Annotated in this window: 20 protein-coding genes, 2 tRNA genes and 1 pseudogene; 9 read left to right on the top strand and 14 right to left on the bottom strand. The window is 68.2% G+C overall.

Features of this window, described 5'->3' with window-relative positions:
• Window positions 1-56 precede the first annotated feature (56 nt).
• Entirely contained in the window at window positions 57-737 is a 681-nt protein-coding gene (locus CVV76_RS05920; protein ID WP_102223692.1) for a GntR family transcriptional regulator, read from the bottom strand.
• Window positions 738-869: 132 nt separating this feature from the next.
• Here CVV76_RS05920 and CVV76_RS05915 point away from each other — a divergent pair, with 132 nt between their 5' ends.
• The gene (locus CVV76_RS05915; RefSeq protein ID WP_102223691.1) at window positions 870-4,343 is read left to right on the top strand and encodes a molybdopterin-dependent oxidoreductase; all 3,474 of its coding nucleotides are present in this window, start codon (window positions 870-872) and stop codon (window positions 4,341-4,343) included.
• Window positions 4,344-4,378: 35 nt separating this feature from the next.
• Window positions 4,379-5,869: a short-chain fatty acid transporter gene (locus tag CVV76_RS05910; protein ID WP_102223690.1), complete on the top strand. Its 1,491-nt coding sequence runs from the start codon at window positions 4,379-4,381 to the stop codon at window positions 5,867-5,869.
• Window positions 5,870-6,054: 185 nt separating this feature from the next.
• On the opposite strand, the pseudogene CVV76_RS05905 reads toward CVV76_RS05910, so the two are convergent.
• From CVV76_RS05905 to CVV76_RS05865, 8 genes and pseudogenes are all read right to left on the bottom strand, one after another.
• Window positions 6,055-6,195 (bottom strand): annotated as a pseudogene (locus CVV76_RS05905) (IS3 family transposase); the annotation flags it as partial.
• Between the two features lie 266 nt (window positions 6,196-6,461).
• Window positions 6,462-6,538, bottom strand: a tRNA-Met gene (locus CVV76_RS05895).
• A 70-nt stretch (window positions 6,539-6,608) separates the two neighbouring features.
• Complete coding sequence (locus CVV76_RS05890; protein ID WP_102223689.1) at window positions 6,609-7,322, bottom strand: sirohydrochlorin chelatase; 714 nt, start codon at window positions 7,320-7,322, stop codon at window positions 6,609-6,611.
• Entirely contained in the window at window positions 7,319-8,116 is a 798-nt protein-coding gene (locus CVV76_RS05885) for an ABC transporter ATP-binding protein (protein ID WP_102223688.1), read from the bottom strand. The genes CVV76_RS05890 and CVV76_RS05885 overlap by 4 nt, the downstream gene beginning before the upstream one ends.
• Entirely contained in the window at window positions 8,113-8,988 is an 876-nt protein-coding gene (locus CVV76_RS05880; protein ID WP_102223687.1) for an ABC transporter ATP-binding protein, read from the bottom strand. The genes CVV76_RS05885 and CVV76_RS05880 overlap by 4 nt, the downstream gene beginning before the upstream one ends.
• Window positions 8,985-9,911 carry an ABC transporter permease gene (locus CVV76_RS05875; RefSeq protein ID WP_102223686.1) on the bottom strand — a complete coding sequence of 309 codons (927 nt, stop codon included), beginning with the start codon at window positions 9,909-9,911 and terminating at the stop codon, window positions 8,985-8,987. The genes CVV76_RS05880 and CVV76_RS05875 overlap by 4 nt, the downstream gene beginning before the upstream one ends.
• Window positions 9,908-10,900, bottom strand: coding sequence for an ABC transporter permease (locus tag CVV76_RS05870; protein WP_102223801.1), 993 nt, complete (start codon window positions 10,898-10,900; stop codon window positions 9,908-9,910). The genes CVV76_RS05875 and CVV76_RS05870 overlap by 4 nt, the downstream gene beginning before the upstream one ends.
• Before the next feature lie 69 nt (window positions 10,901-10,969).
• Window positions 10,970-12,568 (bottom strand): ABC transporter substrate-binding protein, encoded by a 1,599-nt coding sequence (locus CVV76_RS05865; RefSeq protein ID WP_102223685.1) that lies wholly within the window; start codon window positions 12,566-12,568, stop codon window positions 10,970-10,972.
• 491 nt (window positions 12,569-13,059) lie between these two features.
• Between CVV76_RS05865 and CVV76_RS05860 the strand changes: the two genes are divergently transcribed.
• Window positions 13,060-14,190 (top strand): S-(hydroxymethyl)glutathione dehydrogenase/class III alcohol dehydrogenase, encoded by a 1,131-nt coding sequence (locus CVV76_RS05860; RefSeq protein WP_102223684.1) that lies wholly within the window; start codon window positions 13,060-13,062, stop codon window positions 14,188-14,190.
• A gap of 46 nt (window positions 14,191-14,236) precedes the next feature.
• On the opposite strand, the gene CVV76_RS05855 is transcribed toward CVV76_RS05860, so the two are convergent.
• On the bottom strand, window positions 14,237-14,887 hold the full coding sequence (locus tag CVV76_RS05855) for a TetR/AcrR family transcriptional regulator (RefSeq protein ID WP_158243104.1): 651 nt from the start codon (window positions 14,885-14,887) through the stop codon (window positions 14,237-14,239).
• A gap of 289 nt (window positions 14,888-15,176) precedes the next feature.
• Here CVV76_RS05855 and CVV76_RS05850 point away from each other — a divergent pair, with 289 nt between their 5' ends.
• Together CVV76_RS05850 and CVV76_RS05845 are read left to right on the top strand one after the other, a co-directional pair.
• Window positions 15,177-16,478, top strand: a complete 1,302-nt coding sequence (locus CVV76_RS05850; RefSeq protein WP_199178497.1) for an HlyD family secretion protein — start codon at window positions 15,177-15,179, stop codon at window positions 16,476-16,478.
• 3 nt (window positions 16,479-16,481) lie between these two features.
• Window positions 16,482-18,062, top strand: coding sequence for an MDR family MFS transporter (locus tag CVV76_RS05845; protein WP_102223682.1), 1,581 nt, complete (start codon window positions 16,482-16,484; stop codon window positions 18,060-18,062).
• Between the two features lie 162 nt (window positions 18,063-18,224).
• Here the strand turns inward: CVV76_RS05845 and CVV76_RS05840 are convergent, their stop codons facing one another.
• Both CVV76_RS05840 and CVV76_RS05835 read right to left on the bottom strand, forming a co-directional pair.
• The gene (locus CVV76_RS05840) at window positions 18,225-19,628 is read right to left on the bottom strand and encodes an ATP-binding protein (protein WP_158243103.1); all 1,404 of its coding nucleotides are present in this window, start codon (window positions 19,626-19,628) and stop codon (window positions 18,225-18,227) included.
• A gap of 11 nt (window positions 19,629-19,639) precedes the next feature.
• Complete coding sequence (locus tag CVV76_RS05835) at window positions 19,640-20,332, bottom strand: response regulator (RefSeq protein WP_102223680.1); 693 nt, start codon at window positions 20,330-20,332, stop codon at window positions 19,640-19,642.
• A 421-nt stretch (window positions 20,333-20,753) separates the two neighbouring features.
• Here CVV76_RS05835 and CVV76_RS05825 point away from each other — a divergent pair, with 421 nt between their 5' ends.
• Both CVV76_RS05825 and CVV76_RS05820 read left to right on the top strand, forming a co-directional pair.
• Window positions 20,754-21,524: a L,D-transpeptidase gene (locus CVV76_RS05825; RefSeq protein ID WP_233192733.1), complete on the top strand. Its 771-nt coding sequence runs from the start codon at window positions 20,754-20,756 to the stop codon at window positions 21,522-21,524.
• Entirely contained in the window at window positions 21,524-22,201 is a 678-nt protein-coding gene (locus CVV76_RS05820; RefSeq protein ID WP_233192732.1) for a DsbA family protein, read from the top strand. The genes CVV76_RS05825 and CVV76_RS05820 overlap by 1 nt, the downstream gene beginning before the upstream one ends.
• Window positions 22,202-22,364: 163 nt before the next feature.
• Here CVV76_RS05820 and purN read toward each other — a convergent pair whose 3' ends face one another.
• Both purN and purM read right to left on the bottom strand, forming a co-directional pair.
• A complete protein-coding gene (gene purN / locus CVV76_RS05815) occupies window positions 22,365-22,955 on the bottom strand; it encodes a phosphoribosylglycinamide formyltransferase (protein WP_102223678.1) in 591 nt (196 codons plus the stop codon).
• Complete coding sequence (gene purM, locus CVV76_RS05810) at window positions 22,952-23,998, bottom strand: phosphoribosylformylglycinamidine cyclo-ligase (RefSeq protein ID WP_102223797.1); 1,047 nt, start codon at window positions 23,996-23,998, stop codon at window positions 22,952-22,954. The genes purN and purM overlap by 4 nt, the downstream gene beginning before the upstream one ends.
• A 197-nt stretch (window positions 23,999-24,195) precedes the next feature.
• Between purM and CVV76_RS05805 the strand changes: the two genes are divergently transcribed.
• Window positions 24,196-24,777, top strand: coding sequence for a cupin domain-containing protein (locus CVV76_RS05805; RefSeq protein ID WP_102223677.1), 582 nt, complete (start codon window positions 24,196-24,198; stop codon window positions 24,775-24,777).
• Between the two features lie 15 nt (window positions 24,778-24,792).
• Window positions 24,793-24,869, top strand: a tRNA-Ile gene (locus tag CVV76_RS05800).
• Window positions 24,870-24,903: the final 34 nt, after the last annotated feature.

Here is a 24,903-nt window from a genome sequence, read left to right as displayed (position 1 = left end):
CAGAAAGCGCTGGCTCATAAGCCCAGGCCCGCCGAGCCGCGCCTTGAAATTCGCGCTCAGGAGGCGTCGCTCTCCGCGTGCAGCCGCTTGCGGCGCGGGCTTTCCTCGACCCAGGCCTCGGTGAACACCGGCTCCCAGCTGAGGATATGGTGCCGCAGGAGAACCACCAGCGCTTCGGCATCCCCAGCCGCGATCAGCTCGACCAGCCGGTAATGCTCCGGCACCGAGTCGCGCTGCCGCTGCAACCCGCTGGCCGAGCGGATCCCGAACAGCCGCATCCGGTCGCGCAGCGACATCGCCATCTGCGCCATCAGGGCATTGCCCGACGCCGTGAACATCGCGCCATGAAATGCCCGGTCGTGCAGCAGGTAGGCATTGACGTCGCCCGCCTCCACCGCGCGCTCGATCTCCTCGGCATGGTGATGCAGCAGCTCAAGATCCGCCTGCCCCGTCGCCAACATCAGGCGCGCGGCATCGATCTCCAGCAGATCGCGCAGGTGGAAGATGTCGCGCAGGTCCTGCAGCGTCGGGCGCGTCACCCGGAAGCCCTTGTTACGGACCGGCTCCACCAGCCCCGAATTCGACAACTCCAGCAGCGCTTCACGCACCGGTGTCGTCGAGATCTCCAGCTCCGCCGCAAGGCTGGGCACCGAATAGATCATGCCCGGCGGACATTCCCCCGCGATGATCTCGGCCCTCAGCTGCTTCAGCACGCGTTCGCGCAAGCTTTCCGTCATGGGTATCTGCTCAATTTTTAACCGCTCACCCGGAGCCTACTACAAAGCCGTTGACAGGGCCACGCAGAACACCGCACTACAGTAGCGCATTTATGTAGTGCGTTACCTAGGCGCATTCAGATAGGCAGACCCATGACCGAGACACGCCGCATCGCGGGATACTGCACGCTCTGCCGGTCGCGCTGCGGTGCGATCACGGAGGTCGCGGGCAATCGCGTCGTCGCGGTACAGCCGCTGCCCGGCCACCCCACCGGCGGCGCGCTCTGCGCCAAGGGGCGGGCGCTGCCCGAGATGATCCATGCCCCCGGACGGCTGACCACGCCGCTGCGGCGGCGATCGCCCAAGGGCGTGACACCGGTGGAGTGGGAGCCGATCCACTGGGACGCAGCGCTGGACGAGATCGCCGCACGGCTGGGCGCGATCCGCGAGGCCGACGGCGCCGAGGCGGTGGCCTTCGCGATGACCACCCCCAGCGGGACGCCGATGGTCGACAGCTCGGAATGGGTAGAGCGTCTGGTGCGCTGCTTCGGCTCGCCCAACCTGATCTACGCGGTCGAGGTCTGCGGCTGGCACAAGGATTACGCGCACGAGCTGACCTTCGGCCGTGGCGTGGGCTTCCCGGATTATGCCCGGGCCGAGGTGATCGTGCTCTGGGGACACAACCCGGCCCGCACCTGGCTGGCACAGGCAAGCAGGATCGCCGAGGCCCGGGCGCGTGGCGCGAAGGTCGTGGTGATAGACCCCAAGCCCGACGGGTCGGGCCAGCAGGCCGACCACTGGCTGCGGGTGCGTCCCGGGGCCGACGGCGCGGTCGCCATGGGCGCGATCCGACACCTGATCGAGACCGGCACCTATGATGCGGGCTTCGTGCGGCGCTGGACCAATGCGCCGCTGCTGGTCGACATCGCCACGGGCCGGTTGCTGACCGCGACCGACGCGGGCCTTGCGGCGCCCGGAGGATCTGCCGGATCGCTGGTTGCGCTTGACGCCGACGGCCGGCCCGTAGCTGTGGATCCCCGCGATCCTGCGACCGAAACGGCCCGTGCCGCCGCAGGCTGGCAGATCGACGCCACCGCCGAGATCGCCACCCCGCGCGGGCCGATCGCTGTGGCGACCGTGCTGCACCTCTTGCGCAAGTCAAGCGCGGCCTACACGCCGGAGCACGTGGCCGAGCTGAGCTGGATCCCCGCGCCGGAGCTTCGCGCCTTCTATACGCTCCTCGAGGACGCGCCGCGGCTGGCCTACCATTCCTGGACCGGAGTCGGGCAACATACCAACGCGACCGCGATCGAACGCGCCATCGCCACGCTCTACGCGCTGACCGGGGCCTGCGATGCGCCCGGCGGCAATGTCTGGCCGGTGCCACCGCCGACCCGGGCGGTGAATGCGCTCTCGCTTCTGCCCGAAGGGCAGCGCGAGAAGGCGCTCGGCCTCGACACTCTGCCCCTTGGCCCGCCAGCGCGCGGGTGGATCACGCTGCGCGACTTCGCCCGCGCGGTGACCGAGGGCCAGCCCTACCCGGTGCGGGCGCTGGTGAGCTTCGGCACCAATATGGTGGCGTCGCAGGCGGACGGCGCGCGCACCCTCGCCGCGCTCCGGGCGCTGGACTTCCACGTCCATGCCGACATGGTGCTGAACCCCACAGCAGATTGCGCCGACATCGTCCTGCCGGTGAACATGCCGCCCGAGCGCGAGGCGCTGAAGATCGGGTTCGAGATCGACCAGGCCGCCGCGGAGACCCTGCACTATCGCCCGCAGATGATCGACGGCCCGCCCGGGGCGCGCCCCGACTACCGGATCGCCTTTGACCTGGCCCGGCGGCTGGGCCATGGCGCGCAGTTCTTCGACGGCAGCCTGCACGACGGCTGGAACTGGCAGCTTGCCCCCCTGGGCCTGACCGTGGACGACCTGCGGACCCACCCCGAGGGGCTGCGCCTGCGTCAGCCCTTCTCGCACCGCAAGTACCTTGCGCCGACCGAGGACGGGCGCTTGCGCGGGTTCCCGACCGGCTCGGGACTGGTCGAGATCTATTCCGAACAGCTTCACGCGATCGGACAGCCCCCTTTGCCCGAGCATGTCGAACCCGAGCAGAGCCCGTATCGGAGCGGAGAGGATGGCCCGCACGGGGGCACGGATGCGGCCTCGAACCGGGGCACGAACGGGAACGCGTCCCGCGCGTTTCCGCTGGTGCTGACCACCGCGAAGTCCGGCTGGTACGTCCACAGCTCGCACCGGCAGGTGGGGTCTCTGCGCCGCAAGTCCCCCGATCCGGCGGTCGAGATCTGTTCCGCGCTGGCCCGCGTGCGTGGCCTGCGCGACGGCGACTGGGCGGTGGTGGCAACTCCTGGCGGCGAGGCCACGCTGCGGGTCCGGCTGAACGAAGCGCTCGACCCGCGGATCGCCGTCGCGGAATTCGGCTGGTGGCAGGGGTCGGTGCAGCTCAACCGTGCGGCGACACCGGTGGCGGGCCCCGGCACCGCCAATGTCAACGCGATCCTTTCGGACGCCAGCCGCGACCCGGTCAGCGGCTCGGTCCCGCTCCGCGCCGTGATGTGCGAACTGCGGCCGCATCCGACGGCAAATATCGGGCGATGGGCCGGCACCCGCGACTTCCGAATCGCAGCGATGCGCGCCGAGACCGCCGAGACCGTCGCGCTGGATCTCGTCCCCATGGACGGCGGGCCGCTGCCCGAGTTCCTGCCCGGACAGCACGTCACGGTCACGGCGGCTGAGGGCGGCCCCGCCCGATCCTATTCGCTGACCGGTCCGGGCATGCCCGCGCCCCACCTGTCGATCGCGGTACGGCGGCAGGGCACCGAGGAAGACGCCCGGGCCGGACGCTCGCTCTCGGCCGCGATCCACCGCATGGCAGCGGGCGATCTTTTGCGGCTGGAGGCCCCCGCGGGGCATTTCACGCCACCCGCCGACAGCCCCCGGCCGCTGGTTTTCCTGGCCGCCGGCATCGGCATCACGCCCTTCCTGGGGGTGCTGGAGCGGATGGCCGCGGAGGCGCGCGATACGGAGGTGCTCTTGCTGCACGGCTGCCGCAGCGGGGCGGAACATCCCTTTGCCGCGCGCCTGGCCGAACTTGGCGCCGCCCTGCCCGGTCTGACCCGGATCACGCATTACTCCGCCCCGCTTGCGACCGACCGCGCGGGCCGCGACTTCGACCTGCCGGGCCGGATCGACATTGCCGCCGTGGCGCATCTCCATGATCGGCACCCGCTGGTCTACATCTGCGGCGGGCCCGGCTTTACCGAGGATGCCCGCGCCGCCATGCGCGCGCAGGGCGTCCCCGCCTTCGACATCCTTTCCGAAGCCTTCGTCTCGCCCCCCGAAGTGCCCGCCACGCTGGCGCCGCAGACGGTGCGGATCGCGGGCAGCGACGCAAGTTTCGACTGGAGCCCGGAGATGGGTTCGCTCCTCGACGCGGCGCGGGCACAGGGCGTCGCCCTGCCCGCCGGCTGCCGGGTGGGCCAATGCGAAAGCTGCGTCTGCCGGATCCTTGCGGGCCGGGTCGCGCATCTTACCCCGAACGACATGGGCGAAGACCTGTGCGTCACCTGTCAGGCCGTGCCGCTGAGCGACGTGACCCTGGCGATCTGACTTCAAAAACAAAACCCAACAGCGAGGAACGCGAAATGTCGAAAATGTCCCCCCCGCCCCTGGCCGAACCGGGCCGAACGCTGCCGAAAGACGGCCCCGGCCGGACCGACCATGAGCCCCAGCGCAACATACTGACCCGGTTCTCCACCTTCATGGTGGCCTTCGCCGAGAAATGGTTCCCTGACGCCTATGTCTTCGTGCTGCTGGCCGTGGTGATCGTCGCCGCCGGCGCGGTGCTGCACGGCGGCACGCCCGCGCAGGTCTCGATGGCCTTCGGCGAAGGCTTCTGGAAGCTGATCCCCTTCACCCTGCAGATGGCGCTGGTGGCGATCGGCGGCTACGTCGTGGCGATGTCGCCCCCTGTGGCGACGGTAATGCGCAAGGTCGCGACCTGGCCGCGCACCGGTCGCGGCGCGGTGGTGATGATCGGCCTTCTCAGCATCGGGCTGTCGCTGATCAACTGGGGTATCGCCATGATCTTCTGCGGCCTCCTGGTGAAGCAGATCGCCCGTCGCAGTGACATCCGCCTCGATTACCGCGCGGCGGGCGCGGCGGCCTACCTGTGCCTTGGCTGCGGCTTCACGCTGGGGATCTCCTCCTCGGCCGCACAGCTTCAGGCCAACGCCACCAGCATCCCCTCCAGCCTGCTGCCGATTACCGGCGTGATCGGTTTCGGCCAGACCATCCTGACCTGGCAGAACCTGGTGATCGTCCTGGTCATCACCCTGATCTCGGCGCTGGTGTGCTATTTCTCCACTCCCGAGGGCGCGGGCGTGCGGACCGCTGAGGACCTCGGCGTCTCGCTGGAGATGGACGAGCCGGTCAGCCGCAAGCCGACCCGGCCGGGCGAGTTCCTCGAATACAGCCCGATCCTGACGATCCTGATCGTCGTCCTTGCCTCGGGGTGGGCCATCGAGACCTTTTCCTCAGGCAACCCGCTGATCGTCATGTCGGGGCTGAACACCTACAACTTCGTCTTCCTCATGCTGGGGATCCTGCTGCACTGGCGGCCGCGAAACCTGATCGACACCTTCGCCCGCGCCATGCCGAGTGCCGCCGGCGTGCTGCTGCAATTCCCGTTCTACGCCGGGATCGCGCAGATCCTGACCACCGTCACCAACGGCCATGGCGCGACGCTGGCCGACCGGATCTCGCACTGGTTCGTGGGCCTGTCGATCGGCCAGACCAGCTTTTCCTTCGTGGTCAGCCTCTATTCCGCTTTCATGGGGTTCTTCATCCCTTCTGCCGGTGGCAAATGGGTGATCGAGGCCCCCTATGTCATGCACGCCGCGAACGAGGTACATGCCCACCTGGGTTGGACCGTAATGGTCTACAACATCGCGGAATCGCTGCCGAACTTCATCAACCCGTTCTGGATGCTGCCGCTTCTGGGGCTGCTCGGGCTGAAGTCGCGCGACCTGATCGGCTATACCTCGGTGCAGTTCTTCGTGCACCTGCCGATCATGATGATCCTCGGCGCGGTGCTGATGCAGACCTTCACCTACGTGCCGCCGATCCATCCCTGATCCTGCCTCCTGACCCGCTCACCTGGCGGGTCAGGCCACCGGGGCATGACTTTCCGGGGCGCGGGGATCGCCACCCTCTCCCACCCTTCCAACTGACCTGACGGCACCTCGGCCTGTCATCCCTCCTGCAGGGGCGCAGCCGACCCCGACCGGAAGATTGACCTGCCCCAATGGAGTCCAGGTTCGTTCGCCCTGTTCAGGTCTCGATCCTCCCCTGACCGTTGGTGATATTTCCACTGGGTGAGCACGTCGAGGCTCGTCAAGGGGCGGTGATGGTTGTAGTCGACGCGCCAGGCCGCGATCAGATCCCAGACGTGGCGCAGGCTGTCTGACCTGCCACGACCTGCGGGGAACAGCGGTGACACGCCTCGTGATCGCAGGTTGCTCGTACCGGAGATCGTCGCCATTTCGGGCCACAGTTGGCTGCAGGTCCCGTAGATCCTCGAGGCAAACTATCTCAGTCGCGATTCCGCCTTGGGCGTATCTGCCATCCGCAAGCTCGAAACACATAAAACGGAAGCACGACGTCCCGACCACTCGCCCGACCGCTGAAACGTGTCCGGCGCAAGGTCATCTAAGTACGTGGGAAATTTGGTAGCGGAGGAGGGACTTGAACCCCCGACACGCGGATTATGATTCCGCTGCTCTAACCAACTGAGCTACTCCGCCACCGGACTGGCGCGGAGATACTTAAGGCCCGGCGGGGCGTCAAGCGCAAAAAGTCACGGCGGGGCGCATTTCATCCGGCGCGCTTCAGGGCAGCCGCGATAAGACCCGGAACGGCCCAATGCGCGCCGATCGGGGCGAGCAGCGGGCCGGGAAAACCGGCCTCGGCGAGGGCCGCCGGAAGGTCGCCCGTGACATGCCCCGCCGCCAGCGCGAAGAGCGGCAGGCAAAGCGCCCTGCCCTCGGCCCCGGCCCGGCGGGCGGCTTCGCCCACGAAGGGCGGCTCCTCGATCAGGCCGACCTCGATCCCCTCGAACGGTCCCGCCGCCAGCCTTCGGGCCATGGCCCGCGCGCCCTCGGCCGAGGCGCGGGCGCCGGGGCCGGTGCGGCCCGAGCCGTGCGCCGCCAGCAGGACGATCGTTCCGGCAGGATCGAGACCGGCGGCGCCTGCCCCCTCCTCCGCCGCATGCAGGACAAGATCGGGCAACCCCGGATCCGCGCCGAAGGGTGCGAGGCAGGTCGCCCCTTCCGCCCCCGCGGCGGCAAGGCGGCGGGGAAGCTCGGTCCGGGTGAACCAGCCCTCGGCCATGAAGAACGGATAGACCAGCGGCGCCTCCAGCCCCTCCAGCGCCTGCTCCAGCGCCCCCGGCGCGGCAAGCGTTGCGGCTCGCACCACCCGGCCCGGCGACAGCGCCGCAACCCGGGCCGCAAGCGCGGCCATCGCCGCCTCTTGTGGCGCGGGATCCGACGGCGAGCCGTGGGCGACAAGAAGTGCGGGTGCGCTCATGCCACCGCCTCCGCGCCTCCCGCGGCATCCTCGTCGCGCACGTAGCCCTCGGCCGCGCGCAACAGGCGCTGGGTGTAGGGATGGCGCGCGGCATGGCGGCGCAGATCCTCGGTCGTCAGCAGTTCGACGATCTCGCCCTGCTGCATCACCGCGCTCTGGCTGCACATGTGGGCCACAACCGACAGGTTGTGGCTGACCATCAGGAAAGTCAGGTCATGTTCGGACCGCAGATCACTGAGAAGGTTGAGAATTTCCGCCTGAACCGAAACGTCGAGCGCCGACGTCGGCTCGTCCAGCAACAGGATCTCCGGCTCGGGCGCCAGTGCCCGTGCGATCGCCACGCGCTGGCGTTGGCCGCCGGAAAGCTGGTGCGGATAGCGAAAGCGGAACGCCGGGCCGAGGCCCACGTCGGACAAAAGCTTTTCGATCCGCCGCTCGATATCGGTATAGCCGTGCAGCTTCAGCGTCTCGCTCAGTACCTGGTCGATGGAATGGCGCGGGTGAAGCGAGGCGTAGGGGTCCTGGAACACCATCTGCACCTTCTTGTAGAAGGCCGCGTCACGCTTTGGCCCCTGCGGTACGGGCCGGCTGTCCACCGCCATCTCGCCCGACCAGTCCGGCGCAAGTCCCGTCAGCGCCCGCATGATCGTGGACTTGCCGGAGCCGCTCTCGCCTACAAGGCCGAAGCTCTCGCCCCGCGCCACCTCGAAGGTCGCGCCCTTGACGGCCATCACGTGGTCGCGCCCCTCGCCGAACCAGACCTTGAGGTCGCGGAAGGAAAGTGCAGCACTCATGCGGTCACCTCCCGGCTCTCGTCGGGGCCGACGCTGGGCGCCTCGCGCCAGGCCGGATCGCGCTTGAGCACCTCGAGCCGGTCCTTCGGCGTGTCGATCCGGGGCATGGAGTTCAGAAGGCCCCGCGTATAGGGGTGCCTGGCTTCGTGCAGGCGACCGGCCTCGCAGGTCTCGACCACGCGACCGGCATACATGATCAGCACCCGATCGCAGAATTGCGCAACGAGATTAAGGTCATGCGAGATGAAGATGAGGCCCATCCCGCGCTCTCGCACCAGCTTGTCCATGATGTTCAGCACCTGCCCCTGCACCGACACGTCGAGGGCCGAAGTCGGCTCATCCGCGATCAGAAGCTCGGGGTTCGGGATCAGCATCATGGCGATCATGATACGCTGCCCCATGCCACCCGACAATTCGTGCGGATAGGCGCGGAACACCCGTTCCGGATCGCGGATCGAGACGGCCTCCAGCATCTCCAGCGCGCGGCGTCGCGCCTCGGATTTCGTGGCGCGGGAATGCAGGCGATAGGCCTCCATGATCTGCTCGCCCACGCGCATCACCGGGTTGAGGCTGAACTTGGGGTCCTGCATCACCATGGAAATGCGCTTGCCCCGCACGGCCCGCATCTGTTTTTCCGTCATGGGAAGAAGGTCTTCGCCGTCGAGCTTGATGTGATCGGCCGCGACCGCGCCGGGCTTGCGGATCAGCCGCAGGATGGCGCGCCCGGTCATCGACTTGCCGGAGCCACTTTCACCCACGATTCCAAGGCGTTCGCGGCCGAGCTTAAACGACACACCGCGCACCGCCTCGAACAGGCCCTGGTTGGTCGGGAATGTCACCCGAAGGTTCTGGACGTCGAGCAGTTCGGTCATTTCTCGGCCTTCGGATCAAGGACGTCGCGCAAGCCGTCGCCCAGCAGGTTGAAGCCGAGCGAGACGACGAAGATCGCCAGGCCCGGCATGGTGGCGACCCACCAGTGATCGAGAATGAAGCGCCGCCCGTCGGAGATCATCGCGCCCCATTCCGGCATCGGCGGCTGCGCGCCGAGGCCGAGGAAGCCAAGCCCCGCGGCGGCGAGGATGATCCCCGCCATGTCCAGCGTGACCCGCACGATCAGCGACGAGATGCAGAGCGGCCAGATGTGCCGCGTGATGATCCGCATCGGGCGCGCGCCCTGCAGGCGCACCGCGCTGATGTAGTCGGAGTTGCGGATGGTCAGAGTCTCGGCCCGGGCGATCCGCGCATAGGGCGGCCAGGCGGTAAGAGAGATCGCGAGCACCGCGTTCTCGATCCCCGCCCCCAGCGCCGCCACGAAGGCCAGCGCCAGCACAAGCCGCGGGAAGGCGAGGAAGATGTCCGTGATCCGCATCAGCACGGTATCGGTCCAGCCGCCCGCATAACCGGCGATCGTCCCCATCAGAAGGCCCACGATGGGCGCCACGAGGGCCACGAGCACGACGATGTAAAGCGTCACGCGCGCCCCGAAGATAAGGCGCGAAAGGATATCGCGCCCAAGGCTGTCGGTTCCCAGCAGGTGCCCGGGGGTGCCCAGCGGCAGCAGCCGCTTGCCAAGGTCCTGCGCGATCGGGTCATGCGGCGCCAGCCACGGCGCGAAGGCCGCGATCAGCAAAAGCAGGACGAGGATGCCCAGCCCCACCATCGCAAGGCTGTTGGTGCGGAACCTCAGCCAGCCCTTGTAGAACGAGGCCGCGCGCGCATGGCGGCGCGACGCGGGCGTGTCGGTCAGAAGCCAGTCGCGCCACGACATTTGCGGGGTTTCTCCGGTCACGCTCATGACGCCCTCGGATCCAGGAAGCGGTAGAGAAGGTCGGAGAAGACATTGAGCAGCACGAAGACGAGGCCAACGACGATCGTGCCCCCCATCACCGCGTTCATGTCGGCGCTGAGCAGCGCGTTGGTGATGTACTGCCCGATCCCCGGCCAGGAAAAGATGATCTCGGTCAGAACCGATCCCTCCAGGAGGTTTGCGTAGGAAAGTGCAATGACGGTAATCAGTTGCACACCGATGTTGCCAAAGGCATGGCGCCAGATGACGGCGCGTTCCGACATGCCCTTGACCCGCGCGGTGGTGATGTATTCCGCGCTCAGCTGTTCGAGCATGAAGCTGCGGGTCATGCGGCTTATATAGGCCAGCGAGTAATAGCCCAGGATCGAGGCCGGCAGGATGATGTGGCTCATCGCGTCCCAGAATACGTCCCAGTCGCCCGCAAGGCTTGCGTCGATCAGGATCATCCCGGTCACGTTCGGCACCATGCCGTCGTAGAACACGCTGACGCGCCCCGGGCCGCCGACCCAGCCGAGGATGCCGTAGAAGACCAGAAGCCCCACGAGGCCCAGCCAGAAGATCGGCATCGAATAGCCCACAAGTGCCACGACGCGGGCCAGCTGGTCGATCCAGCTGCCGCGCTTCACCGCGGCCAGAACGCCGAGCGGCACGCCCACGACGATGCCGATGATCGTGCCCAGCGTCGCAAGCTCCAGCGTCGCGGGAAACACCCGGCGGATGTCGTCGATCACCGGATGCGAGGTCAGCGTGGAAACCCCGAAATTGCCGTGGATCACGTCGTTCAGGTAATAGAGGAACTGCACGAGGATCGGCTTGTCGAGACCCATCGCGTGGTAGGTCGCGTCATAGGTGGCCTTGCTGGCCTGCTCGCCGATGACCGCCAACACCGGGTCGAGGGGCATGACCCGGCCGATGACGAAGGTCACGAACAGAAGGCCCAGCATCGTCACCAGGATCGACCCCAGCGAGAACGCCATTTTCTTCAGAAAAGCGACCAGGGCCGGCGTTTGCCGGCCCGGGCCCTTGGTGTCGGGAACAGAGGTCATTTACTTGGTGACTTGGTAGTAGGAGGCCGCGGTGATCGCGCCGCCGACGTTGAAATGCTGCACGTCCTTGGCCACACCGTCCTGTTCGATCTTCTGGAAAAGGATGGCGAAGGGGGCGACCTTCATCCATTCCCGCTGCATGTCCTCGTACATCTTGGCGCGCTTGGCGCGGTCGGGCTCCACCACGGCCTCGTCCACCATCTTGTTGAACTTGCCGGCATCCCACGAGTTGCGCCACGCAAGCGACCCGGTCAGCTTGGCCTCCATCGTGTTGGTCGGGTTCCAGGCATAGGTGCCGGCGTTGGTCTGCGGGTCGGGATAGTCCGGCCCCCAGGTGCCCAGATACATGTCGAGCGACCGCGCGCGGTACTTGGTCAGCACCTGCTTGCCGGTGCCCACGTCCAGCTTCACCGTGATCCCGGCCTTGCCGAAGGTGTTCTGCAGCGACTGGGCGATCTCCAGCCGGTCCTGTTGGTCGCGCACGCCGATATGCAGGGTCACGTCCTTGACGCCCGCGTCGGCCAGCATCTTCTTCGCCTTGGCCTCGTCCAGGTGATAGGGGTTGTCGTCGATCGCGCCAAGGAAGGTCGCCGGCAGGAACGATTGGTGGATCTGCCACTGCCCTTTCAGGAAGCTGTTCACCATTCCCTTGTAATCGACGAGGTATTTCAGCGCCTCGGTGACGCCCGGCTTGGCCAGCGTCTCGTTCTGCTGACCGAAGGACAGGTACATCAGCGTGCCCTTGAGCTCGGTATGCACCTTCAGGCCCTTGTCGTCCTTGATGCCCGCCACATCCTCGGGGTTGAGGTTGCGCGCGATGTCGATGTCACCCTTTTCCAGCATCAGCCGCTGGGTGGAGCTTTCCTGCACATGGCGCACGACCACGCGCTTCATCGCCGGCGCCTTGCCCCAGTAGCCATCGGCCGCCTGCAGCACGTAGCTGTCGTTCGGCTTCCACGTCACCAGCTTGTAAGGCCCCGACCCCGCGTCGTTGGTCTTGAGCCAGGCGTTGCCCATGTCGCCGTCCTTGTCGTGGCTCATGAGCAGCTTCTCGTCGACGATCGAGGCGACGGTGGCGGTCAGGCAGTTGAGGACGAACGAGGTGGCGTATTGCTTGTCGGTCGTGATCGAGACCTGGTCGTCGCCGACCACCTTGATCATGTCCTTCACGTTGTCCTTGGTGAAGCCGAACTGCGTCAGGATGAAGGACGGCGTCTTGTTCAGGATCACCGCGCGCTGCAACGACCACGCCACCGCCTCGGGGGTCACCGCGTTGCCGGAATGGAATTTCACGTCCTTGCGGATGGTGAAGGTGATGGTCTTGCCGTCCTTCGACACGTCCCACTTGGTCGCGAGCGAGGGCTTGTAGCCGGCCTTGAGGTCGGCCGGATCGAAGGCCACCAGCTTGTCATAGACGTTGCGCGTCAGGTCGCCCGACGAGAGCTCGTAGCTTTCGGCCGGATCGAGGGTGATCATGTCGTCGATGCGCTGCGCGATGACCAGCATGTTCGCGGGCGTCTTGGCATAGGTCGCCGCCCCCGGCAGCGCCAGCGCAAGGCCGATCGCGGCGGTGGACATGTAACGTGTGAAGGCGTTCATCTTCTTCCTCTCTGTTGCGGTCTCTTTACGCAGAATGATGGGGCGACCGGCCTGCGGGCCGTCACCGGCAGGACATCGCTGCCCCACTGCGCGGCCCTCTTTCGCGGACCTGAGAACTCGTATTAACTTTACTTCCCAACCTGTTGCCGGAGATCGGTTTTCTTCCTTCGAAGCCCGGCTCCAGTCCCTTGCTCCACGGCAAGTTGATCGAATGGTCAGACTATTGTGGTCCCGGGTCAAGGGGAGAACCGGCAGTGTGCAAACAAATTCGCGGGCCTTTGCCGAAAAAACGGGCATTCCCTGGTGGCCCGCTACGCGCTCCCCGTACGCGACCAGTACGCCCCCCCCCCCCGGCCGGCGGCATTGGTGGCCATCCGCCCCCGCGACAAAGACGCGCCGGTCGCGAATGCGTTCCGATGTGCCGTGCCTCCGCCTTGCCCCTGCCGACGATCCCCCCGATACTGCGCCCCGACCAAATCAGGGAGACTGACATGCGCACCCGTGCCGCCGTCGCCGTTGAGGCCGGAAAACCCTTGGAAATCATGGAAGTGAACCTCGACGGCCCGAAGGCGGGCGAGGTGCTGATCGAGATCAAGGCAACCGGTATCTGCCACACCGACGAATTCACCCGCTCCGGCGCAGACCCCGAGGGGCTCTTTCCCTGCATCCTGGGGCATGAGGGCGCGGGCGTCGTGATCGAGGTGGGCGAAGGCGTGACCACGCTGAAGCCCGGCGATCACGTGATCCCGCTCTACACGCCGGAATGCCGCGAATGCGCCTCGTGCCGGTCGGGCAAGACCAACCTCTGCACCGCGATCCGCAACACGCAGGGCCAGGGCCTGATGCCCGACGGCACGACGCGGTTCTCGATGCTCGATGGTACGCCGATCTACCACTACATGGGCTGCTCGACCTTCGCCAACCACACGGTGATGCCCGAGATCGCGCTGGCCAAGGTGCGCGAGGACGCGCCCTTCGACAAGATTTGCTACATCGGCTGCGGCGTCACCACCGGCATCGGCGCGGTGATCAACACCGCGGGGGTCGAGATCGGCTCGACCGCCGCCGTCTTCGGTCTCGGCGGGATCGGCCTGAACGTGATCCAGGGCCTGCGGATGGCGGGCGCCGACATGATCATCGGCGTCGACCTGAACGACGACAAGGCCGAGATGGCCAGGAAATTCGGCATGACCCACTTCGTCAATCCGTCGAAGATCGAGGGCTCGGTCGTGCAGGAGATCGTCAACCTGACCAAGAAGGGCGACGACCAGATCGGCGGGGTGGATTACTCCTTCGACGCGACCGGCAACGTCAAGGTGATGCGCGACGCGCTGGAATGTTCGCACCGCGGCTGGGGCGTGTCAGTGATCATCGGCGTGGCGCCGGCGGGGGCCGAGATCTCGACCCGTCCATTCCAGTTGGTCACCGGCCGGGTGTGGAAGGGCACGGCCTTCGGAGGCGCCAAGGGCCGCACCGACGTGCCGAAATTCGTCGACTGGTACATGAGCGGCAAGATCGAGATCGACCCGATGATCACGCACAAGCTGGCGCTCGACGACATCAACGAGGGGTTCGAGCTGATGCACGCGGGCAAGTCGATCCGCGCGGTCGTCGAGTACTGACGCCCTTGCCATCCTTGGGCGGGGGCCGGTCGCGGCCCCTGCCCCGCTACTGCGCGCGGCAGCCGTCGAGGAAACGCGACACAGCGCCCGCCACATAGACGCGGCGCTGTTCGGGGGTCGGCGGATCCTGGATCCGCAGAAGGCACAGAAGCTGGAAGTGGGCGACCACCGAGCCGAGGAACTGCTGCGCCGCCGCCTGCGGATCGTCGACCCGGAGCGCGCCCTTGTCGTGCTGCCGCCGCAGGTAGATCGCCAGCGCCTCGCGCGACCGGCCCGGGCCGGATTCCCAGAATTGCTGCGCCAGCCGGTCGTCATCCATGCTTTCCGAGACCATCAGCCGGAACATCGCAAGCGCCTGAGGCATCGTCAGCATCTCGATCAGCGTCTCGCCGAGGCTTGCCAGAAACGCCTCGGGCGGGTCGTCCATCCGATCGCGGAAGAGAAACGACTTGAAGACCGAGCAGGAGCGTTCCTCGAGAAGCGCCTCGAACAACCCTTGTTTGCCACCGAACAACTCGTAAAGCGTCTGGCGTGAGCCGCCCGACTGGCGAATGATGTCGTCCAGCGTCGCCCGGGCGAACCCCTTCTTCAGAAAGACGTCGGCCGCTGCGCCGAGAAAGGCACTGCGCCGCTGCTCAAGCCGCGGACTTCGCGCAACATCTTCCTGCGCTTCGACAATTTCGTTCGCTTCGGTCATGGTCTGCTCCTGCCTGCTGCCAGAAGGCACGCTGTACATTACGGTACAGATATAGGTGCATCAAGCGCCGCTGACATGCGCCCGCGACAATTTCCCGCCCCTGTCGGCGCCACGCCGCCGCTCAAATCCCACAACTTCCGACCGCCCGCGGCACTTGACACGCCTTGCGGCGGTTCCCGGCCTTGACTCTTTCGTACTTCGCAGTACATGAGCCGCTGTACGAAGCGGTACAGCCGCCAGAAAACGTGAGCGGGGTCCCGAAGGCCCCGCCGGATCGGGAAACGACGCGATGAACAAGATGAACTCCTCCTTCGCGGACGACCGCGCCCCGGAAACCGAGGCGGCGGACGCGGCCGAAGACCGGGCGGAGAGCGCGGATGCCCGCGGCCCCGACGGCAAGCCCGGAACCGCACCGGACAGGGCTCCGGCGAAGTCGCCCGCCGCCCCCTCGGACGCCCCGTCCGATGCCCGCCCCGCAGCCGCGGGCAGCCAACCCGGCGCAGAGGCCGACACGCCGCCCGCCCGCAAGGGGCGCGGGCGCAAGCTGGTGCTTGGCGGGATCGGGATCGTCCTTGTCGTGGGCGCCGCGGTCTACGGCTACAATTACTGGACCGTGGGCCGTTTCATGGTCTCGACCGACGACGCCTATGTCGATGCCGACAGCGTCATGGTCAGCCCCCGGGTCGGCGGACAGATCGAACAGATCGCGGTGCGCAACAACCAGTCCGTGACCAAGGGCCAGATACTGGCCCGGATCGACGACAGCGACCTGAAGAACGCCCTCGCCTCGGCCCAGGCCAAGCTGGCGGCGGCCCGCGCCGACGCTTCGGCACTGGTCGCCCAGATCGCCCAGCAGAAGACCTCGGTCACCGAGGCGCAGGCGACGGTGAGCGTCGACCGCGCCCAGCTCGACTATGCCAAACTCGAGAACCGGCGCTATGACCAGCTGTCGCAGAAGGGCGCGGGCTCCATCCAGAACGCGCAGCAGGCGCGCACCGACCTTGCCGCCAAGCAGGCGACGCTCGACCACGACACCGCTGCGGTCGAGGCGGCCAAGCAGCAGGTGGCGATCCTGCAAAGCCAGCTTGCCGCCGAGAAGGCGCAGGTCACCCAGCTTGCCTCGGACGCGGATCAGGCGCGGCTCAACCTCGGCTACGCGACGATCCGGGCGCCGTTCGACGGGACGGTCGGCAACCTGACCGGGCGCGTCGGCCAGAACGTGACCTCCAGCACGCCGATCCTCGTGCTGGTGCCGATGTCGCGCACCTACGTGACCGCGAACTACAAGGAGACGCAGCTGGGCGACGTGCACCCCGGGCAATCGGTGAAGATCTCGGTCGACACCTTCCCGGGCCAGAGCGTCCGCGGCACGGTGGAAAGCATCTCTCCGGCGAGCGGGCAGAAATTCTCGCTGCTGCCGGCCGACAACGCCACGGGCAACTTCACCAAGGTGGTGCAGCGCATTCCCGTCAGGATCGAGATCGACCAGAACGACCCGCTGGCGGGCAAGCTTCGCCCCGGCATGTCGGTCGAGCCGGTGATCGACACCCGCACCGGAGGCAACGCGGACACTGCGGGCGGGAAGGGCTGAGCCATGGCCACCGCTCCCGCCGCGCCGGCCCAGGCGCCCGACCATGTGCCGCTGAAGACCTGGATCGCCGTCGGCGGCGCCATGATCGGCGCCTTCATGGCGGTGCTCAACATCCAGGTCACGAACTCCTCCCTCCCCGATATCGAGGGCGGCATCGGCACCGGCGGCGTCAACGGCGCGTGGATCTCCACCGCCTACCTGATCGGCGAGATCATCGTGATCCCGCTGACCGGCTTCCTCAGCCGGGTGTTCAGCCTGCGCCGCTACCTGATCGCCAACACGGTGCTGTTTCTGATCTTCTCGGCCGCCTGTGGCCAGGCCACCAGCCTGGGCGAGATGGTGATGCTGCGGGCGATCCAGGGGTTCACCGGCGGCGTGCTGATCCCGCTGGCCTTCACCATCGTGGTGATGATGCTGCCGCCGGCCAAGCGCCCGGTGGGCTTCGCCGCCTTCGCGGTGACAGCGACCTTCGCGCCCTCGATCGGGCCGACGATCGGCGGCTGGCTGACCGACCATTACGGCTGGCCCACGATCTTCTACATGAACCTCGTGCCCGGGGCGGTGATGCTGGCCGCGCTGGTCTATGCCCTGCCCGCCTCCAAGCCGAACTACAAGCTGCTGGCCGAGGGCGACTGGCTGGGGATCTTCCTGATCGCCGTGGGCCTTGCCGCGTTCCAGACCATGCTCAACGACGGCAACACCTATGACTGGTTCGGCTCGACCTGGATCATCACGCTGGCGGTGGTGTCGGTGGTGTCGCTCTATGCCTTCCTCTGGGTCGAGCTGACAGTGGAAAAGCCGCTGCTGCCGCTGGGGCTTTTGCTGGATCGCAACTTCGGGCTGGGGACGCTGGCCAACGTGGCGCTGGGGTTCACCCTCTACGGCGCGTCCTACCTGCTGCCACAATACCTTGCCGTCGGCCAGGGCCTGAACGCCGAGCAGAGCGGCAAGGTGATGGCCTGGACCGGGCTGCCGCAGCTCCTGATCATCCCGTTCTCGCCGCTCCTGATGAAAAAGTTCGACCCGCGGGTGCTGGTCGGCCTGGGCCTCGGGCTGTTCGCGCTGAGCTGCTTCATGAACATGTACCTCGATCCGAACTTCGCCGGACCGCAGTTCTTCTGGCCCGACGTGATCCGCGCCGTGGGCCAGGCGCTGGCGATGACCCCGATGATGGTGGTCGCGACCGCCAGCCTGTCGCCGCAGCAGGCGGGCGACGCCTCGGGGATGTTCAACATGCTGCGCAACCTCGGCGGCGCGATCGGCGTCGCGATGATCGAGACCTTCTATTCCAAGCGCGAGCAGTTCCACTCCTTCGTCGTCAACTCCAACGTCAGCCAGCTGAACCCGCTGGCGCGCGAGCGGTTGCAGGACCTGCAGCATAACCTGATGGCGAACGGCATCAGCGATCCGTCGGTCGCGATGTCCAAGGCGCAGGCGATGCTCGGGATGACGATCAAGAAGCAGGCCGTCATCATGGGCTATGGCGATGCCTTCGGCGTGCTTGGCGTGGCGATCGGGGCCGGGGCATTGTGCATGCTGTTCCTCAAGAAACCCGGCGGCGGCGGCAGCGCGCCCGCGCACTGACGGCGCCGCAGGCGCCCACGTCCAGCGCCGGAGGCGCCGGAAAGACACAGCAGAAGGGCCGGTCAAGGCCCTCACCGGGCAAGGCCGTTCGTCCCCCAGGCAGCGGGCCGCCCTTTCCGCCCCGCGCTCCGCGGCCCCCGCTGCCGGAGGCCGGGCGGTCCCTCAGGCCACCGCGTCCAGCACGAGCCGGGCGTGGTGGCCGTCCTCTTCCCGGACGAATTCCAGCCGGCCGCCCAACCGGTCAAGCGCCTGCCGGACGATGGCCAGGCCCAACCCGCTGCCCCCCGACGCGTCCGCAGCTTCCCCGGCATCGGCCTGCGGGCCCTTCACGAATCTGTCGAACACCCGTGCGCTAAGGGCCTCGGGGATGCCCGACCCGCCGTCGCGGATGTCGAGGCCCCAGGGCCGGGGCGTTACCACCACCCGTCCACCCCCGGGCGTCGCCTGCAGCGCGTTCTCGACGAGGTTGCGCAGGATCACCGCCAACAGCCCCCCATCGGCCACGCGCAGCCCCACCCCGCCGCGCGGATCCTCGCCCGGCCCACCGGCCCTGTGCCCGGCCCGTTCCTCGCCCGTCTCTCCGGCCAGTTCCAGCGCGACGCCCCGACGGGCGGCGAAGGGATGCAGTTCGGCGAGGACGGAGCGCGCGACCTCCACCGCCTCGGCCGGGTGTGCCTCCTCCTCGGATTGCTCGACCCGGGCGAGGTCAAGCAGTTGCCGCACCAGCCGGTCGGTCCGCGTCACCGATCGGTCCAGGGTCTCCAGCGCGTGGCGCCGGGTCTGCGCATCCTCGGCCCGCAGCGCGATCTGGGCCTGCATCTTCAACCCCGCCAGCGGTGTCTTCAGCTCGTGCGCCGCGTAGGCGATGAAGTCGCGCTCGTGATCGCGGTGTGCCCGGACCCGGGCCAGCAGCGCGTCGAGCGCCCCGCGCACGGGGCGGATCTCGGGGGGTGTCTCGCCCTCGGGCAGAGGGCTGAGGTCGGCGGGGCCGCGCGCGCTGAGCTGCGCGGCAAGCCGGTCGAGCGGCGCCAGCCCGCCGGCCGCCGCGAACCAGATCAGCAGCGCCAGCACCGGCAGCACCACCGCCGCCGGCAACAGCACCGCCCGGATCACCCCGCCCACCAGATTGTCGCGCACCGCCACGGAATCACCGACGCTGACCCGCACCCCCAGCGCGGCGTTCACCGCGGTGTAGACGCGCCAGTGCTCGCCCTTGATCACCGCGTCGGAAAACCCGGTCTGGCGCGGCTCGGCCATGGCGGTGTCGGGCGCGCCCTGCGACCGGCCGACAAGCGTGCCGTCCAGTGTCCAGATCTGGCATGACAACTCGTGCCGATAGCTGGCAGTCGGCGGCACCGCAACCGTGACCGGCTGCCCCGAGGCCGCAAGGGCGACCCGGTGATCCGAAAGCAGCGACGACACCATCCGGGCCGCCTCGACCAGGCGCGCGTCGAGCACCCGCTCGACCTCGGTGCGCGAGGAGCGGTCGATCCAGACCACAGCCGAGACCCAGACCGCCGCGGTCGCGGCCACCAGGACAAGGAAAAGGCGCAGCCGGATCGACACCGGCCCGCGGATCAGGCGCGGGGACGGGAAGGCGATGGCGGCCCCTCCGGTTCGGCCGCGCGGTAGCCGATGCCGCGCAGGGTCTCGATGAAGCCGCGGCCCAGCTTGGCCCGCAGGTGGTGGATGTGCACCTCGACCGCGTTCGATTCGATCTCGTCGTCCCAACCGTAGAGCCGGTCCTCGAGATCGCGTTTCGACAGGATCCGCCCGGGGCGTTCGACCAGCGCCTGAAGCACCGCGAACTCGCGCCGCGACAGCTTCAGCGCGGTGCCCGCATGGATCGCCTGCCGTGCCACCGGATCGAGGCGAAGCGCGCCATGCTCGATCCAGCCGGCGCTGCGCCCCGCCCCGCGGCGGATCAGCGCGCGCAACCGGGCGGCCAGCTCGTCAAGGTCGAAGGGCTTGCCGAGGTAATCGTCGGCCCCGGCGTCCAACCCGTCGATCCGCTCGCGCGTGCGGTCGCGCGCGGTCAGCACGAGGACCGGCAGGTCGCGCCCCCTTGCGCGGATCTCGCGCAGGAGGTCGAGGCCCCAGCCGTCCGGCAGCATGAGATCGAGGACGAGGGCCGCGAACGGCGTGGTGTCGAGCGCGGCCCGAGCATCGGCCAGCGTGGCCACGTGGTCGGGCGTGAACCCCGCAAGGCGCAGCCCGACGCGCAGGCCGTCGGCCAGCACCGCGTCGTCCTCGACCACCAGAATGCGCATTCTCCCCCCTTGGCGTGATGGTTGCCGTGATGGCTGCTTCACGGGCTGGCTGCTTGCCGGTCGGCCTCCAACTTGCCGGCCAAGCTTAAGACTGACTTAAGAATCGCGGGCGAAAGCGCAAGCATGATGACGTCGTGCCCGCTGTCCCCGCTTTCCCTTCGCCCGCTCCGGCGCCTGCCCGCCCAGATTCTGGCCGCCAAGATCCTTGCCGCCGCGACTCTGGCAGCCCCTATGTTGGCCGCCCGCCGCCTCGCCCCCACGCCGCCGATCCCCGCTCGGACCCCCACTCGGGCCCCCGCTCAGGCCCCCGCCCCCGGGGACGGCGCGTGAGTGCACCGCCAAGATCCCGACCGCTGGACCGACAGAGACCACGCACCGGACGCCGGGGCCGCCCGATGCGACATGAACAAGGAGGCAGGACATGATCCCCACCCGCACCCCGCTGCTGGCGCTCGCACTCGCCGGCGCCCTCGGCGCCTGCGCACCGCAGGTCACCCGCTCGGACATGACGCCCGATGGCCGTCCGATCGCCCCCTCGCAGGCGATGCTGAGCACCAGGACCCTGTCGATGTATGGCGCGACCGAGGACGACGGTCACGACGTCCCGGCGATCGACCCGGCATACCTGTCGGACGAGAAGGCGCGCCACATCGTCGATTACTGGACGAAGGAGCCGCCGGGCACGATCATCGTCGATCCCTGGGCGCGCAAGCTCTACTACGTCATGAAGGACAACAAGGCGATGCAATACACCGTGGCCGTCGGACGCGCCGGCAAGGCGTTCCACGGCACCGCCCATATCCCCTATCAGCGCGACTGGCCCAGCTGGAAACCCACCCAGAGCATGATCGAGGACGACCCGAAGCTGTACGGCCCCTACAAGGACGGCCTCGGCGGCGGGCTCGACAACCCCTTGGGGGCCCGCGCGCTCTACCTTCACAAGGGCAACCGCGACACCTTCTACCGCATCCACGGCACGATGGAGCCCTGGTCGATCGGCGAGGCCACATCGGCCGGGTGCATCCGGCTCTTCAACCAGGACGTCATCAACCTCGCGAAGAAGGTTCGAAGCGGAACGCGGGTGGTCGTGCTGACCCAGGCGCAGAGTGGCGAGGGCACGGTTCCGCCCGGCCACCCGCTGCCTTCGCAGCACGGCGCGATGCAGATCACTGCCAGGGGAGACCTCTACTGATGCGCCCGAACGACATGACGCGCCGCAGCTTCCTCGGGGCCGCGGGTCTGGGGGCCGCAAATCTGGGAAGCGCAGGCCTGGGGGGCGCAGGTCTGGGGATGGGCCTTGGTGCGGGCGCCCTTCTGGTGTTGCCGGGGGCAGCGCGGGCCGACGGGCTGACGCCGGAGGATGTCTACCGCGACCCCGACGCGCCGGTGCTGGGCAATGCGCGGGGCGACGTCACCATCGCCGAGTTCTTCGACTACCAATGCCCGTTCTGCAAGAAGGACTACCCGGTCGTTTCGCGCTTCGTGAAAGCCGATGGCGGGGTGCGGCTGGTGATGAAGGACTGGCCGATCTTCGGCCCGCCCTCGGTCCGGGCCAGCCACCTCGTCTTCGGCGCGCGGGAACTGGGGCAGTACGAAACCGCCTTCGACGCCCTGATGCGGATCCGCGGCGCGCTCAACGAAACCGACGTCGCGCGTGTGCTGCGCGGCGCCGGGATCGACGTCGACAAGGCCGACGCCGCCTACCGCAGGACACGGGCGAAGTGGGATGCCCTCCTCGTACGGAACGCCGCCCAGGCGCGGGCCTTCGGGTTCAACGGCACCCCCGCCTTCGCCATCGGAACGGTGATCTACCCAGGGCTGATGGATGCCGAGGCCCTGCAACGGGCCGTCGACAGCGCCCGCGGCTGAGACGCAGCCCCGCGATCCGGTCCCATGGCGGCACCGGAGAGGCCCCCGCGACACCGACGTCGGGTCGTGGCGCGGGGCCTCGCCAGGGGGGACAGCGGTGGAAACGGATGAACTGCGCCCAGGGAGCGCGCCAGAAGCACCGGAGACCGCGCCGGGCGGCGCCTCAGTCCAGGTAGAGCGGGGAGCGGTCGCCCCCGGCAAAACGGCGCAGGACCGCGGGATAGAGCCGGTGCTCCTGCACCAGCACCCGTGCGGCAAGCGCCTCGGGCGTGTCGCCGCGTTCGACCGGCACCCGGGCCTGGCCCAGGATCGGACCGGCATCAAGCTCGGGGATCACCTCATGCACGGTGCAGCCGGCCTCGCTCTCGCCTGCCTTCAGCGCCCGTTCGTGGGTGTGCAGACCCGGATATTTCGGCAGAAGCGATGGATGGATGTTCAGCATCCGGCCCTCGAACCGCTCGACGAAGCCGGGCGTCAGCACCCGCATGAAGCCCGCAAGGCACAGGATATCGGGTTCCGCCGCGAGGATCGGCTTGATCAGCTCGGCCTCGAAGGCGGCACGGTCGCGCCCGAAGGGGCGGTGATCGACCGCCGCCGTCGCAACCCCCATGTCGCGCGCTTTCGCAAGCCCCGCTGCGGCCGGGTCGTTCGAGGCGACAAGCACGGCCCGCGCCGGATGATCGCCGGTCATCGAGCGGACCAGCGCCAGCATGTTGGACCCGCCGCCCGAAACCAGGATGGCGACGCGTTTCACAGCAGCGACCCGCTGTAGCGCACCCCCTGCCCCTTCTCGATCCGGCCCAGCCGGTGCACCGTCTCACCTTCTGCCTGAAGATGCGCGGCGATCGTCTCGGCCCGGTCCTCGGCCACCACGACGACCATGCCGATCCCCGCGTTGAAGGTCTTGAGAAGTTCGGCCTCGTCCAGCGACGCGCCCTCGGCCAGCCAGCGGAAGACCGGCGGCAGATCCCAGGCGCCGAGGTCGACCGCTGCACCCAGCCCCTCGGGCAGCACCCGCGGCAGGTTCTCGGTCAGCCCGCCTCCGGTGATATGGGCCAGCGCATGCACCCCGCCGGCCCGCAGCGCGCCAAGGACGGAGGTGACGTAAAGCCTGGTCGGCGTCAGCAGAACCTCGCCCAGCGACCCCTGCGCAAAGGGCGCCGGATCGGCCCAGCCGAGGCCAGCACGCTCCACCACCTTGCGCACCAGCGAGAAACCGTTGGAATGCACCCCCGAAGAGGCGAGGCCGAGGAGAACGTCTCCCTCCTCCACCCCTGCGGGCAGGTCGCCGCCGCGCTCCATCGCGCCGACCGCAAAGCCCGCAAGGTCGAAATCGCCCGAATGGTACATGCCCGGCATCTCGGCCGTCTCGCCGCCGATCAGTGCACAGCCCGAGGTGGCGCAGCCTTCGGCGATCCCCTCGATCACCTGCGCGGCCTCTTCGACCTGCAGCTTGCCGGTGGCGAAGTAATCGAGGAAGAACAACGGCTCCGCGCCCTGGCAGATCAGGTCATTCACGCACATCGCGACAAGGTCGATCCCCACCTGCCCGACATGGCCGGTGTCGATCGCGATGCGCAGCTTGGTGCCCACGCCGTCGGTCGCGGCCACCAGCACCGGATCGGCATAGCCCGCGGCCTTCAGGTCGAAGAGCGCGCCGAAGCCGCCCAGCCCCGCCATCGTGCCCGGCCGCGCCGTGCGCTTGGCGGCGGGCTTGATCCGCTCGACCAGTGCGTTCCCTGCGTCGATGTCCACCCCCGCCTGTGCGTAGGTGATGCCCTTTTGCTCGTCCGTCATGGCCGCCTCGCAATGGTTTCGCGCCGAAGTGACGTCCGCATAGACGATCGCCGCCCGCCGCGCAACGCGGGCCGTGCAGAACGACGCGCGTGCGCGCCGCCGACGGGGCACCCTCCGGGTCCCATGACCAGCGGCGCCACCCTCCCTTGCCACGCCCGGCCCGGCCACGCACTCTGCCCCCGAAAGGGAGACCCGCCATGACCCACCGGCCCGACTGCATCCTCCACTGGTCCGAGATCGAGACATCGGAGCCCCGCCACTATTCCAACGACGACGAGGCGATGGAGCTCGACGCGGCCTATTCCCCGCGTCTCGGCTTGGAAAGGCTGGGCATCCACCACGTGCGCCTCGCCCCCGGACGGCGAACATCCTACCCCCATGCCGAAAGCGCGGAGGAGGAGTTCGTCTACGTGCTGGAGGGCACCCCCGATGTCTGGCTCGACGGGCATCTGCACAGGCTGGCCCCGGGCGATGCCGTGGGGTTCGCGCCGGGCACGGGCCTCTCGCATTGCTTCATCAACGACACCGACGACGAGGTGCGCCTGCTGGTGGTGGGCGAACGGGAGGTCCCCGGGGCGCGGATCCTCTACCCGCTGAACCCCGAGCGCCGGCCGCTCCGCCCCGATTGGTGGGAGGACGCGCCGGCGCGCGATCTCGGCCCCCACGACGGCCTCCCGGCCGCGGTCCGCCTGCGCCGGGCCGAGGGCGGCACGGGGCAGGAAAGTGACGGCCGTGCCCCCTCCGGCGCGGCGGCGCTTGACCCTGACGCGCCCGTCTGACACAGAACCTGTGCCGGGCCTGTAGCTCAATTGGTCAGAGCAGGGCGCTCATAACGCCTTGGTTGGGGGTTCAAGTCCCTCCGGGCCTACCATACACCCTTTTCGCCTTTGATTTCAAAAGATAAA

The organism is Acidimangrovimonas sediminis (assembly GCF_002871005.1).
GTDB classification, from domain to species: Bacteria; Pseudomonadota; Alphaproteobacteria; order Rhodobacterales; family Rhodobacteraceae; genus Acidimangrovimonas; species Acidimangrovimonas sediminis.
This window is presented reverse-complemented; position numbering and strand designations above follow the sequence as displayed.

Bases quoted from the DNA above. Each gene is read 5' to 3' on its own strand.
- CVV76_RS05865 (WP_102223685.1), bottom strand. From the start codon at position 12,568: ATGAACGCCTTCACACGTTACATGTCCACCGCCGCGATCGGCCTTGCG.
- CVV76_RS05860 (WP_102223684.1), top strand. From the start codon at position 13,060: ATGCGCACCCGTGCCGCCGTCGCCGTTGAGGCCGGAAAACCCTTGGAA.
- CVV76_RS05870 (WP_102223801.1), bottom strand. From the start codon at position 10,900: ATGGCGTTCTCGCTGGGGTCGATCCTGGTGACGATGCTGGGCCTTCTG.
- purM (WP_102223797.1), bottom strand. From the start codon at position 23,998: ATGACGGACGAGCAAAAGGGCATCACCTACGCACAGGCGGGGGTGGAC.
- CVV76_RS05820 (WP_233192732.1), top strand. From the start codon at position 21,524: ATGCGCCCGAACGACATGACGCGCCGCAGCTTCCTCGGGGCCGCGGGT.
- CVV76_RS05855 (WP_158243104.1), bottom strand. From the start codon at position 14,887: ATGACCGAAGCGAACGAAATTGTCGAAGCGCAGGAAGATGTTGCGCGA.
- CVV76_RS05880 (WP_102223687.1), bottom strand. From the start codon at position 8,988: ATGACCGAACTGCTCGACGTCCAGAACCTTCGGGTGACATTCCCGACC.
- CVV76_RS05845 (WP_102223682.1), top strand. From the start codon at position 16,482: ATGGCCACCGCTCCCGCCGCGCCGGCCCAGGCGCCCGACCATGTGCCG.
- CVV76_RS05850 (WP_199178497.1), top strand. From the start codon at position 15,177: ATGAACAAGATGAACTCCTCCTTCGCGGACGACCGCGCCCCGGAAACC.
- CVV76_RS05915 (WP_102223691.1), top strand. From the start codon at position 870: ATGACCGAGACACGCCGCATCGCGGGATACTGCACGCTCTGCCGGTCG.
- CVV76_RS05875 (WP_102223686.1), bottom strand. From the start codon at position 9,911: ATGAGCGTGACCGGAGAAACCCCGCAAATGTCGTGGCGCGACTGGCTT.
- CVV76_RS05910 (WP_102223690.1), top strand. From the start codon at position 4,379: ATGTCGAAAATGTCCCCCCCGCCCCTGGCCGAACCGGGCCGAACGCTG.
- CVV76_RS05920 (WP_102223692.1), bottom strand. From the start codon at position 737: ATGACGGAAAGCTTGCGCGAACGCGTGCTGAAGCAGCTGAGGGCCGAG.
- CVV76_RS05835 (WP_102223680.1), bottom strand. From the start codon at position 20,332: ATGCGCATTCTGGTGGTCGAGGACGACGCGGTGCTGGCCGACGGCCTG.
- CVV76_RS05890 (WP_102223689.1), bottom strand. From the start codon at position 7,322: ATGAGCGCACCCGCACTTCTTGTCGCCCACGGCTCGCCGTCGGATCCC.
- CVV76_RS05885 (WP_102223688.1), bottom strand. From the start codon at position 8,116: ATGAGTGCTGCACTTTCCTTCCGCGACCTCAAGGTCTGGTTCGGCGAG.
- CVV76_RS05825 (WP_233192733.1), top strand. From the start codon at position 20,754: ATGATCCCCACCCGCACCCCGCTGCTGGCGCTCGCACTCGCCGGCGCC.
- CVV76_RS05805 (WP_102223677.1), top strand. From the start codon at position 24,196: ATGACCCACCGGCCCGACTGCATCCTCCACTGGTCCGAGATCGAGACA.